The 11,729-nt window shown below is 70.9% G+C and carries 10 protein-coding genes and 1 pseudogene; 8 read left to right on the top strand and 3 right to left on the bottom strand.

Translation table 11 applies throughout. The features are described from left to right. Together ABZ896_RS22775 and ABZ896_RS22770 are read right to left on the bottom strand one after the other, a co-directional pair. On the bottom strand, nucleotides 1–2,093 hold a 2,093-nt coding region (locus ABZ896_RS22775), incomplete at its 3' end, for a tetratricopeptide repeat protein (protein ID WP_360931912.1). After that, nucleotides 2,093–3,928: an HSP90 family protein gene (locus tag ABZ896_RS22770; RefSeq protein WP_360931909.1), complete on the bottom strand. Its 1,836-nt coding sequence runs from the start codon at nucleotides 3,926–3,928 to the stop codon at nucleotides 2,093–2,095. The genes ABZ896_RS22775 and ABZ896_RS22770, both read right to left, overlap by 1 nt. A 166-nt stretch (nucleotides 3,929–4,094) precedes the next feature. Between ABZ896_RS22770 and recG the strand changes: the two genes are divergently transcribed. The 8 genes and pseudogenes from recG to mutM all read left to right on the top strand — a co-directional run bounded on the left by recG (nucleotide 4,095) and on the right by mutM (nucleotide 11,335). Further along, a complete protein-coding gene (recG, locus tag ABZ896_RS22765) occupies nucleotides 4,095–6,302 on the top strand; it encodes an ATP-dependent DNA helicase RecG (RefSeq protein WP_360931906.1) in 2,208 nt (735 codons plus the stop codon). A gap of 74 nt (nucleotides 6,303–6,376) precedes the next feature. Next, nucleotides 6,377–6,970, top strand: a pseudogene (rsmD, locus tag ABZ896_RS22760) (16S rRNA (guanine(966)-N(2))-methyltransferase RsmD); the annotation flags it as partial. A gap of 26 nt (nucleotides 6,971–6,996) precedes the next feature. Beyond that, nucleotides 6,997–7,476: a pantetheine-phosphate adenylyltransferase gene (gene coaD, locus ABZ896_RS22755; RefSeq protein ID WP_360931915.1), complete on the top strand. Its 480-nt coding sequence runs from the start codon at nucleotides 6,997–6,999 to the stop codon at nucleotides 7,474–7,476. A gap of 57 nt (nucleotides 7,477–7,533) precedes the next feature. Next, a complete protein-coding gene (locus tag ABZ896_RS22750) occupies nucleotides 7,534–8,592 on the top strand; it encodes an ATP synthase F0 subunit B (protein ID WP_360931904.1) in 1,059 nt (352 codons plus the stop codon). A gap of 143 nt (nucleotides 8,593–8,735) precedes the next feature. After that, nucleotides 8,736–9,380: a YceD family protein gene (locus ABZ896_RS22745; protein ID WP_360931901.1), complete on the top strand. Its 645-nt coding sequence runs from the start codon at nucleotides 8,736–8,738 to the stop codon at nucleotides 9,378–9,380. A 2-nt stretch (nucleotides 9,381–9,382) separates the two neighbouring features. Then, nucleotides 9,383–9,556: a 50S ribosomal protein L32 gene (gene rpmF, locus ABZ896_RS22740; RefSeq protein ID WP_007493396.1), complete on the top strand. Its 174-nt coding sequence runs from the start codon at nucleotides 9,383–9,385 to the stop codon at nucleotides 9,554–9,556. 20 nt (nucleotides 9,557–9,576) lie between these two features. Further along, nucleotides 9,577–10,377: a ribonuclease III gene (rnc, locus tag ABZ896_RS22735; RefSeq protein WP_360931898.1), complete on the top strand. Its 801-nt coding sequence runs from the start codon at nucleotides 9,577–9,579 to the stop codon at nucleotides 10,375–10,377. A 97-nt stretch (nucleotides 10,378–10,474) separates the two neighbouring features. Beyond that, nucleotides 10,475–11,335: a bifunctional DNA-formamidopyrimidine glycosylase/DNA-(apurinic or apyrimidinic site) lyase gene (gene mutM / locus ABZ896_RS22730; RefSeq protein WP_360931895.1), complete on the top strand. Its 861-nt coding sequence runs from the start codon at nucleotides 10,475–10,477 to the stop codon at nucleotides 11,333–11,335. Here the strand turns inward: mutM and ABZ896_RS22725 are convergent. Next, on the bottom strand, nucleotides 11,308–11,691 hold the full coding sequence (locus ABZ896_RS22725; protein ID WP_360931892.1) for a helix-turn-helix domain-containing protein: 384 nt from the start codon (nucleotides 11,689–11,691) through the stop codon (nucleotides 11,308–11,310). The genes mutM and ABZ896_RS22725 overlap by 28 nt on opposite strands. Nucleotides 11,692–11,729: the final 38 nt, after the last annotated feature.

Below are 11,729 nucleotides of genomic sequence, written 5' to 3'. Positions count from 1 at the left end.
ACGGGGTCGTGCTCCGCGTCGGCCGGACGCCAGATACGTGCGTGCAGGCGGGTTCTGCCGTCCCGGGTGGGGATCCAGACGTCCTCGCGCACGACGCTCTTCCGATCGGCGCCGCCGAGGACCTCACCGAGCTGGAGATGCAGCTGGGCACGTCCCACGGCCTCCAGATGCGGCCCGCCGTGCTCCAGTGCCCCGCGCAGCGCCCGTTCCGTCCCGGCGAGGTCGCCGAGATGGTGGGCGAGCCCGGCCAGCCGTGCCTCGTACTCCACCGCGAACCACGGCAGACCGGCGTCCACGAACCCCGCCGCCGCCCGCGCGAACAGCTCCGCGGCCGTCTCCGGCTCCCCGGTGCGCGCCGCGAGCTCCGCCAGCATGGCGTGCGCCTCGGCGACCCGGGCGGCCAGCCGTACGTCGTCCCCGGTGCGCCCCTCGACCAGGGCGAGCACCTCCCGTACGGCACGCTCCGCCGCGGCGAGGACCTCCTCGGGCAGGCCCTGTTCGGCCTCGTGCACCAGCCGCATCAGGATCCGGGCCCGGGACATCACCACGGCCGCCGTCTGCCGTACGCCCGTGCCGTCCTCCGCGTACAGGGCGAGGACCTCGTCGTACGGCTCCGAGATGTCCGCGAGGGCCTCCTCGACCCGGCCCGCCAGCGCCTGGACGTAGACCGCACGCGCGCGTGCGGCGAGCGCCTCGCCGGGGTCGCCCGCCGCCGCGTACAGCTCGGCGGCCCGCTCGAACAGTTCGGCGCCCTCGGGGCCCAGGTCCATCGCCCGGTGGTCGGCGATCTCCGCGCGGTCGCGCGGGTCCAGCTCCACGCCCTCGGCGGCCCGCGCAACGGCCGCCCATGCCTCCACGGCGTTCGGCTGGAGGGTGTCCGAGAGCCGCCGGGCCTCGGTGAGCAGCGCGGCGAGGTCGGGCTGCTCCGCCTCGGTCACGGGGGCCGACGGGGCCACTATTGGGGCGGTTCTGACCGCCCGTACGCCCAAGGGCAGCCGTTCCACCAGCGGACGCTGCGCCATCCGCGCGCGTGCCCGCTCGCTGACGTGGTCCGTGCCGTTGCGCTCGTCGAAGCGGGCGGCCAGCGCGAGGGCCTCCTCGCGCGCGTGGGCGGCGAGTTCGGCCGCGGTCCAGGACCGGCCCGCGGGCCCCGGCACCGGGCGGTCGGCCGGGCCCAGCTCGACGAGACGGTCCATGAGCAGCGCCACCACCGCCATGTACTCCAGCCTGCTGCGCGGATGGCCGTCGTCCGTGAAGTACGCGGGCCGCTCGGCGAGCAGCTCCAGGCCGCGCGCCTCGTTGCCGCTGAGCGCGCAGAACTCCACGTGGTCCGCGTAGGCGCCGCGCATGCTCTCCATGGACCGCACGAGCCGGAAGCCGCGCAGATGGTGGGCGCGGGCCTCGTCCAGGCGGCCCAGCCGCAGCAGCGGCGTCAGGGAGGATGCGAGGGCCGCGTGCGGCTCGTGGGCGCAGGTGAACTCGCCCGCCAGGACCGGCGCCCACAGGTCGAGCGCCTCGGCGTCCCGGCCCTGCCGCACCTGCCACCAGCCCTGCTCGTGCAGCTCGCACGCGTGGCAGTCGGCCATGGCGTCCCGGTCGGCGGCCAGCCAGGCGGCGTACGCCCGCTCGGCCCGCGCCAGGTCACCGACGTGCGCGGCCACGCTGTACTCGGCGCTGCGCACCGCGCGTTCGGAGTGCCCGGCCAGCCGGTAGCGGTGCTCCATCTCGCCCAGCCACTTCTCCATCGCGGCGAGCGGGATGTGCGGCTGGTCGAGCATGCCGGTCGTCATCCACTTGAAAACCCAGTGCAGCGAGTGCGTCTCGTACTCGTCGAAGTCCTCCGGGTGCTCGTCCCACATGCGCAGCAGCCGCGCGAAGGGGACGAACATCTTGGCCTTCTCGGAGCTGTAGTTGTAGACCTTCAGCTGGTGTCCGAGCGCCTCGATCACGGCGAGCGGGATGCTCAGCTTCTCGGCCTCGGCGAGCAGCTGCTCCGCGCGCGCGTTGCGGGCGGGACCCTCCGGCTCCTCGGAGTTCTCCGCCATCGCCCGGCGCAGCGCGTCAAAGGCCGCGTCCTGATCCGTCCCGCTCATCAGCGGCCCTCCTCGCCGTTCGTGGCCCACTCCAGGAGGCCGATGAAGGCCCGGTTCAGCAGCGCCGAGTCGGCGGGCCTGAGGGGCCGCTGCGCCATCAGCAGGGCCTGTCCGTACAGCGACTCGGTGGCGGTGCCCATGAGGTCGGGATCGCCCAGCGAACCGATCCGCCGTACCAGCGGGTTGAGATGGTTCAGCACGAGACGCGCGCGTGGGGCGCTCCCGCGCAGCGAGCCGAGGATGCCCGCCCACAGGTCGTCGGCCTGCTCCTCGGCGTCCGCGCGCGCCTGCTCGTGCCGGGCGTCCCGGTCGTCGAGGTGCAGCGCGGGCACCGAGAGCGGATGGAAGGCCCGCAGGACGACATCGCAGCCCAAGGGGTCCAGCTTCGCCCGCGCGGCCGCCAGGAAGCCGGACAGCGCCAGCTCCTCGGCCGGGTCGACCGCGTTCAGATGGGCGGTGACGGTGTCGGCGTCCAGCTCGGAGACCACCGTGCCCGGCCGCACCGAGGGCAGCGCCTCGACCAGGTCGCTGTCGTACGTGTAACCGCCGTTGACCACACCGACGCCCTGCGCGGACGCGATCGGCGCCACCTGCCGGTACTCCTCGACGGTCCGGGTGAAGTGCACCACCGGGTGCCGCTGCGCGAACTCCTCCAGGGACAGCCGTCCGTCGGTCGTCTCGAAGGGCAGCCACGGCAGCATCGTGCGCAGCATCTCCCGGTCGTGCCGCGCGAGCGACTTCACGCCCAGGTGGTGCACCGCCAGGAAGGCCGCGAGCCGCTCCGGATCCCCGGCCGCCAGGCCCGTCAGCCAGGACCGGATCCTTTCGCCGAGCGACTCCCGTACGGCGGCCAGCGTCTCGTCCTCGTACAGCGCCTCGCGCGAGGCCGTGGGCCGCAGACTGTCGGTGTCCAGGACGCAGCGCACGAAGAACGCCCAGTCCGGCAGCAGCTGTTCGGCCCGCTCGGTCAGCAGCATGCCCTTGAGGTGCACGCGATGGGTCGCCCGCTGCGCCGGGCTGACCGCCGACGGCAGCACGTACGCCACCCCGCGGATCCCGGCCAGCGGGACGTTCAGCTCGATCGTGTCCAGCGGGGTGAAGCCGAACAGGTCGTGGCAGTGCCGCGCCAGCGCCACCCTGCGGGTCGCGGGGGAGGGGTACGGCCGGTCCCAGGGCGCCGGCAGATCGGTGACCGCCTCGTCGCCGACCCGGACGTCGTACGGCAGCAACGAGCCGAAGTCCCGCGCGAGCTGGAGCACGCGCGCGGGCGCGAGCCACTCGCCGGCACCCGCGCGTGCGACCAGATGCACTGTGGTCCCCGGCTCCGGGCGGGCGTCGTGCGGCAGCGTCCGCACCCGGTACGAACCGTCGTCGCTCGCCGTCCACTCCACCGGCGGCGCGTCCGGCGTCCGGGCGCTGCGGCTGACCACCCGGATCCGCTCGGCGACCACGAAACAGGCCAGCAGACCGATGCCGAACTGCCCGAGGAAGTCGGAGCGGGCCTCCTGAAGTCCCTCGGCCCGTTTGGAACTGCGCCCGATGGTCGCGAGCAGGCTGTGCACGTCCGCCTCGGTGAGCCCGACGCCGGAGTCCTCGACCCTGAGGGCGCCCTGCTCGGCGTACAGCCGCACTCTCGCCGGGGCGTCGGGCTGCTCGGCCCGCCGGGCCGTGATCGCGTCCACCGCGTTCTGCAGCAGCTCGCGCAGATAGACCTTGGGGCTGGAGTAGAGGTGATGGGAGAGCAGGTCCACCAGACCGCGCAGGTCGACCTGGAACGTATGGGGCTGCTGAGGCACCTGGGGTGTCTGGGATGACTGTGAGGTCTGGGAATCCATCGTCGCAGCGCCGGTGGGGGGACCTTCGCACGGCGCGGGGTCGGGCGGTCCCGGATGGGGCGGTGACCGCGAGGGATGGCCGGAGCGCGTCATCCTAAGCCTCAACCAGCCGTCTGACCAGGGGTTTCCCGGTATGTATACGGCAATGTCAGTGGCGTGGTGTGCAATGGATCTCGTGCCCGCACTGGAAGAACCGTTGAAGAAGGTGCTCGGCCCCGCCACCGCGAAGGTGATGGCCGAGCACCTCGGCCTGCACTCCGTAGGCGACCTCCTGCACCACTACCCGCGCAGATACGAGGAGCGCGGGCAGCTGACCCACCTCGCCGACCTCCCCATGGACGAACACGTCACGGTGGTCGCCCAGGTCGCCGACGCCCGCCTGCACACCTTCGCCTCCGCCAAGGCGCCACGCGGCAAGGGGCAGCGCCTGGAGGTCACCATCACGGACGGCAGCGGCCGCCTCCAACTGGTCTTCTTCGGCAACGGCGTTCACAAGCCCCACAAGGAACTCCTGCCGGGCACCCGCGCGATGTTCGCCGGCAAGGTCTCCCTCTTCAACCGCCGACTCCAACTGGCGCACCCGGCCTATGAGTTGCTGCGGGGTGACGCCGAGGAGGCGGTGGAGACCTGGGCGGGCACCCTCATCCCGATCTACCCCGCCACCGCCAAGCTGGAGTCCTGGAAGATCGGCAAGGCGCTGCAGACGGTCCTGCCGAGCGCCCAGGAGGCCGTCGACCCCCTCCCGGAGTCCCTCCGCGCGGGCCGCGGCCTGGTCACCCTCCCCGAGGCCCTCCTCAAGATCCACCGCCCGCACACCAAGGCCGACATCGAGGACGCCCGCGCCCGCCTCAAGTGGGACGAGGCCTTCGTCCTCCAGGTCGCCCTCGCCCGCCGCCGCCACGCGGACGCCCAACTCCCGGCGGTGCCGAGGAAACCGGCCCCGGACGGCCTCCTCTCGGCCTTCGATGACCGCCTCCCCTTCACCCTCACCGACGGCCAGCAGAAGGTCTCCAAGGAGATCTTCGACGACCTGGCCACGGACCACCCGATGCACCGGCTGCTCCAGGGCGAGGTCGGCAGCGGAAAGACGATGGTGGCGCTGCGCGCCATGCTCGCCGTCGTCGACGCGGGCGGTCAGGCCGCCATGCTGGCGCCCACCGAGGTGCTCGCCCAGCAGCATCACCGGTCGATCGTCGAGATGATGGGCGAGCTGGCCGAGGGCGGGATGCTGGGCGGCGCCGAGCATGCCACCAAGGTGGTGCTGCTGACGGGATCCATGGGCACGGCCGCGAGGAAGCAGGCGATGCTGGACCTCGTCACCGGTGACGCCGGGATCGTGATCGGCACACACGCGCTGATCGAGGACAAGGTGCAGTTCCACGACCTGGGGCTCGTCGTCGTGGACGAGCAGCACCGGTTCGGCGTCGAGCAGCGGGACGCCCTGCGCGGCAAGGGCAAGCAGCCCCCGCACCTCCTCGTCATGACGGCCACCCCCATCCCTCGTACGGTCGCGATGACGGTCTTCGGCGACCTGGAGACCTCCGTCCTCGACCAGCTCCCGGCCGGCCGCTCGCCGATCGCCAGCCATGTCGTCCCGGCCGCCGACAAGCCCCACTTCCTCACCCGCGCCTGGGAGCGGGTCCGCGAGGAGGTGGAGAACGGCCATCAGGGGTACGTCGTCTGCCCCCGCATCGGTGACGAGGAGGACGACCCCAAGAAGTCCGCCAAGAAGAAGTCCCCGGAGGACGAGGCCGAGAAGCGCCCGCCGCTCGCCGTCCTGGACGTCGCCGACCAGCTCACCAAGGGGCCGCTGAACGGCCTGCGCGTGGAGGTCCTGCACGGCCGGATGCACCCCGACGACAAGGACGCGGTGATGCGCCGCTTCGCCGCCGGCGAGACCCACGTCCTCGTCGCGACCACGGTCATCGAGGTCGGCGTCAACGTCCCGAACGCCACGGCGATGGTCATCATGGACGCCGACCGCTTCGGCGTCTCCCAGCTGCACCAGCTGCGCGGCCGGGTCGGCCGGGGCTCGGCCGCGGGCCTGTGCCTCCTGGTCACGGAGATGCCGGAGGCGAGCGCGGCCCGCCAGCGCCTGAACGCCGTGGCGTCGACCCTGGACGGCTTCGAACTCTCCCGCATCGACCTGGAACAGCGCCGCGAGGGCGACGTCCTCGGCCAGGCCCAGTCCGGCGCCCGCACCAGCCTGCGCATGCTGACGGTCATCGAGGACGAGGAGATCATCGCCGAGGCGCGGGAGGAAGCAGCGGCAGTGGTGGCGGCGGATCCGGAGCTGGGGGATCTTCCGGGCCTGCGTACGGCTCTGGACGCCCTCCTGGACGACGAGAGGGAGCAGTACTTGGAAAAGGGCTGAGGAAGACCCCCTAGGGGCGCGGGGAACTGCGCGACCAGCCACACTGAGACCGGAAGCCGCCCACGGACCGAGGAACGAAGATGACCCGCGTGATCGCCGGCGCAGCCGGCGGACGTCGACTCGCCGTGCCGCCAGGCACCGGCACCCGCCCCACCTCCGACCGCGCCCGCGAAGGTCTCTTCTCCACCTGGCAGTCCCTCCTCGGCGGCCCCCTGGCAGGCGAGCGCGTCCTCGACCTCTACGCGGGCTCGGGCGCCGTGGGCCTGGAGGCCCTCTCCCGGGGTGCGAGCCACACCCTCCTCGTCGAGGCCGACGCGCGAGCGGCCCGCACCATCCGGGAGAACGTCAAGAACATCGGCCTCCCCGGCGCCGAGGTGCGGGCGGGCAAAGCGGAGCAGATCGTTCAACAACCGGCGCCGACAGACCCGTACGACATCGTCTTCCTGGACCCGCCGTACCGAGTCACAGATCACGATCTTCGGGAGATACTCCTCACACTCCGCACCCAAGGCTGGCTGGCGCCGGAGGCGATCGTCACCGTGGAGCGCAGCACCAGAGGCGGAGAATTCGGCTGGCCGCCCGGTTTCGAGCCGGTCAAGGCCCGTCGTTACGGCGAGGGAACGTTTTGGTACGGTCGCGCCGCCTCTACGTGCGAAGACGCACGATGACCGGACCGGAGAGCGAGGGATCTCAAGTGCGCCGCGCCGTCTGTCCCGGGTCGTTCGACCCGATCACCAATGGACACCTCGACATCATTTCCCGCGCCTCGCGTCTCTACGACGAGGTCTACGTCGCGGTGATGATCAACAAGTCCAAGAAGGGCCTGTTCGAGATCGACGAACGGATCGACCTGATCCGCGAGGTCACCGCCGAGTACGGCAACGTGATCGTGGAGGCCTTCCACGGCCTGCTCGTCGACTACTGCAAGCAGCGTGACATCCCGGCCATCGTCAAGGGCCTGCGCGCGGTCAGCGACTTCGACTACGAACTGCAGATGGCCCAGATGAACAACGGCCTCAGCGGTGTCGAGACCCTCTTCGTGCCGACCAACCCCACCTACAGCTTCCTGTCCTCCTCGCTCGTCAAGGAGGTCGCCACCTGGGGCGGCGACGTCTCCCACCTCGTGCCGCCCACCGTCCTCGAAGCCCTGAACGAGCGCCTCCGCAAAGACTGATGGGGCTACAGTCGTCCCGTCCGTCTCCAACACAGCTGTAGAGAGTGGCGAGCACAGGTGGACGTGCAGAAGAAGCTCGACGAGATCGTGGCCTCGGTCTCCGGTGCCCGGTCGATGCCCATGTCGGCCTCGTGCGTGGTCAACCGCGCCGAGCTGCTCGCGATGCTGGAAGAGGTCCGGGCCGCCCTGCCCGACTCCCTCGCCCAGGCCCAGGAGCTGATCGGCGGACGTGAGCAGATGGTCGAGCAGGCCCGCCAGGAGGCCGAGCGGATCATCACCACCGCGCACGCCGAGCGCGGCTCGCTGATCTCCGACACCGAGATCGCCCGCCGCTCCCAGGCCGAGGCCGACCGGATCCTGAACGAGGCCCGCCAGGAGGCCGAGGAGGTCCGCGCGGAGGCCGACGACTACGTCGACTCCAAGCTCGCCAACTTCGAGGTCGTCCTCACCAAGACCATCGGCTCGGTCGGCCGCGGCCGCGAGAAGCTCCTCGGCACCGGTCCCGGCCTCGACGAGCAGGGGTACGAGGACGAGGACGCCCCCGAGCGCAGCCACGACCCGGAGACCCTGCGCCGGGACGCCGACGCCTACGTCGACACCAAGCTCGGCGCCTTCGAGGCGGTGCTCACCAAGACCCTGGAGGCCGTCGGCAAGGGCCGCCAGAAGCTGCACGGCCGGATCGCCAGCGACGACCTCGGCGCCCTCGCCGACGACACCACCACCGTCCAGCACTCCAGCGACGCCGACTACCTCGCCGACCTCGCGGCCCTCGCCGAGCAGGACAGCCGGGCGGGGTCCCAGGCGCAGGCGGCCCCGGCCGAGCAGCCGGAGTACGCCCAGCAGCCGTCGTACGGCTACCAGCAGCAGACCGAGGCCTACGCCGGCTACCAGCAGCAGCCCGATCCGTACGCCCAGCAGGATCCGTACGGCTACCAGCAGGCCGATCCCTACGCGTACCAGGGCTACGACCAGCAGCAGGCGGCCTACGACCCGAACCAGGCCCAGCAGGTCCAGCAGGCGCACCAGGCCTACGCCCTCGACGAGACCAGCCTCTTCGACACCGGCATGATCACGCCGGAGCAGCTGCGGGCGTACGAGCAGGGGCGCGGCCAATAACGAACCGGTAGGAGAGCACCGGATTGGGCCGTGAGCGAAAGGTCCAGTATCCTGGCTCTTCGGTCGCGCGTACGTCCGCGATCAACGCTGCCCGGGAACACCGTAGGGCAGCGTCCCTCTGAGCTCGAAGATCGAAAGCAGGAATGGCTCCCAACGCTCGCCTCGACCACCGCAACCCTCTCGTGTTCGACACACACGAGCTGGGTCGGCGTCCTGGCGCGCTGCAGCGCCTGACCCGTGAGATCGACGCCCCCAAGGATCTCGGGATCCAGGGAGTGGTCGGAGTGCCGGAAGGCGCCCCGGTCGAGCTCGAACTCCGCCTGGAGTCGGTCATGGAAGGGGTGCTTGTCACAGGCACCGCCCGTGCACAGGCCAAGGGGGAGTGCGTAAGGTGTCTGGAGCCGCTGGAGCTGGAGCTCGAAGCGGACTTCCAGGAGATGTTCTCGTACCCTGACGCCGACGACCGGGGCCGCGTGAAGGCGGAACCGGCCGACGACGCCGAGGAAGACGAGGACAGGCTCTTCATCGAGGACGGCCTGTTCGACCTCGAACCCGTGCTGCGTGATGCGGTGGTGCTCGCACTGCCGATGCAGCCGGTGTGCCAGGACGACTGCCTGGGCCTGTGCTCCGAGTGCGGGGCGCGGCTCACGGACGACCCGGACCACCATCACGACGCCGTCGACATCCGTTGGGCGGCTTTGCAGGGACTCGCTGTATCCGGCAAGGACAGCGAGAAGGACGAGATCAGCGGCGCTGAAACCGGCGTCGACGAGAAGCAGGAGAAGTAGCCGTGGCTGTTCCGAAGCGGAAGATGTCGCGCAGCAACACGCGCCACCGCCGGTCGCAGTGGAAGGCTGCGGTCCCCACCCTGGTTGCGTGCGAGCGCTGCCACGAGCCCAAGCTGCAGCACATCGCGTGCCCGTCTTGCGGCACCTACAACAAGCGCCAGGTCCTCGAGGTCTGAGCGGGCTGGTGAGAGGCACTGTGTCCACTCCGAAGAAGAACTCGGGCGACAACCAGGCCTCGTCCCACACGCTGTTGGAAGGGCGGCTCGGGTACAAGCTCGAGTCCGCCCTTCTGGTGCGTGCGCTGACCCACAGGTCCTACGCGTACGAGAACGGCGGCCTGCCGACCAACGAGCGTCTGGAGTTCCTCGGGGACTCCGTGCTGGGGCTCGTCGTCACGGACACGCTGTACACCACCCACCCCGACCTGCCCGAAGGCCAGCTGGCCAAGTTGCGGGCCGCGGTGGTCAACTCGCGTGCGCTGGCCGAGGTCGGTCGCGGCCTTGAACTCGGCTCCTTCATCCGGCTCGGCCGCGGTGAAGAGGGCACGGGCGGCCGGGACAAGGCATCCATCCTCGCCGACACCCTGGAAGCGGTGATCGGCGCGGTCTATCTCGACCAGGGTCTCGATGCGGCGAGCGAGCTCGTCCACCGGCTCTTCGACCCGTTGATCGAGAAGTCCTCCAACCTCGGTGCCGGCCTGGACTGGAAGACCAGTCTCCAGGAGCTCACCGCGACCGAAGGACTCGGCGTGCCCGAGTACCTGGTCACGGAGACCGGCCCCGACCACGAGAAGACCTTCACTGCTGCCGCCCGCGTCGGAGGCGTCTCGTACGGCACCGGCACCGGCCGCAGCAAGAAGGAGGCGGAGCAGCAGGCCGCGGAGTCCGCGTGGAGGTCCATCAGGGCCGCCGCGGACGAGCGCGCCAAGGCAGCGGCCGAAGAAGCCGCCGCAGCTGCCGAGGACGACGACGAAGGTCCGTCCTCCGTCTCCGCCTGACCCTCTGAAGGCCGAACGAACAGCGCATCCGAGCGCCTGCCCCGGACAACCGGGACGGGCGCTCGGCTCATACACCGGTTTGTGACGGGGGAACCCCATGCCCGAGTTGCCCGAGGTCGAGGTCGTACGGCGGGGGCTTGCGCGGTGGGTCGCCCATCGCACGGTCGCCGAGGCCGAGGTGCTGCACCCGCGTGCCGTGCGCCGGCACATCGCCGGGGCCGACGACTTCGTCCGCCGGCTCAAGGGGCACCGTGTCGGTACGCCCAGCCGGCGCGGCAAGTACCTCTGGCTGCCGCTGGAGGACACGCACCAGTCGGTCCTGGCGCACCTCGGCATGAGCGGCCAGCTGCTCGTCCAGCCGCACGCCGCGCCCGACGAGAAGCACCTCAGGATTCGCGTCAGGTTCGCGGACGAGGTCGACACCGAGCTGCGGTTCGTGGACCAACGCACCTTCGGCGGGCTGTCGTTGCACGACAACACCCCCGACGGGCTGCCGGACGTCATCGCGCACATCGCCCGTGACCCCCTCGACGAGCAGTTCGACGACGAGGCCTTCCACGACAACCTCCGCCGCAAGCGCAGCACCATCAAACGGGCCCTGCTCGACCAGTCGTTGATCAGCGGGGTCGGCAACATCTATGCGGACGAGGCGCTTTGGCGCGCGCGGATCCACTACGAGCGCCCCACCGCCGGTTTCACGCGCCCGCGCACGGCCGAACTCCTGGGTCACATCAGGGACGTGATGAACGCGGCCCTCGCGGTCGGCGGCACCAGCTTCGACAGCCTGTACGTCAACGTCAACGGCGAGTCCGGCTACTTCGACCGGTCCCTGGACGCGTACGGCCGTGAAGGACTGCCGTGCAAGAGGTGCGGTACGCCGATGCGCAGGCGGGCCTGGATGAACCGGTCCAGCTACTTCTGCCCGCGGTGTCAGCGGGCGCCGCGCGTCACGTCGTAACGCTCGCGGGCGGCCAGGACGTCGCCCATCCGCCCTTCCAGGAACTCGATGAGGCCGATGAGCCGCTCGGCGACACCGCGGCCCAGCGGGGTGAGTTCGTAGTCGACCCGGGGCGGGTTGGTGGGCTGGGCCTCGCGGTGCACCAGGCCGTCGCGCTCCAGGGCCTGGAGGGTCTGGGACAGCATCTTCTCGCTCACGCCGTCCACCCGGCGCCGCAGTTCGTTGAAGCGCAGCGAGCCCTCGTACAGCGCGCCCAGCGTCAGCCCGCCCCAGCGTCCCGTGACGTGCTCCAGGGTGCCGCGCGAGGGACAGGCCTTGGCGAACACGTCGAACGGGAGGTCGTGCGTGATGTCCATATGTCAACAGTACGTGAAGAAAGCACTGACCGACAGGG

Origin of the sequence: Streptomyces sp. NPDC047072, assembly GCF_040643855.1 — a bacterium.
Taxonomy (GTDB): Bacteria; Actinomycetota; Actinomycetes; order Streptomycetales; family Streptomycetaceae; genus Streptomyces.
The sequence above is the reverse complement of the archived record's forward strand: the minus strand, read 5'-3'. Positions and strand labels throughout refer to the sequence as shown.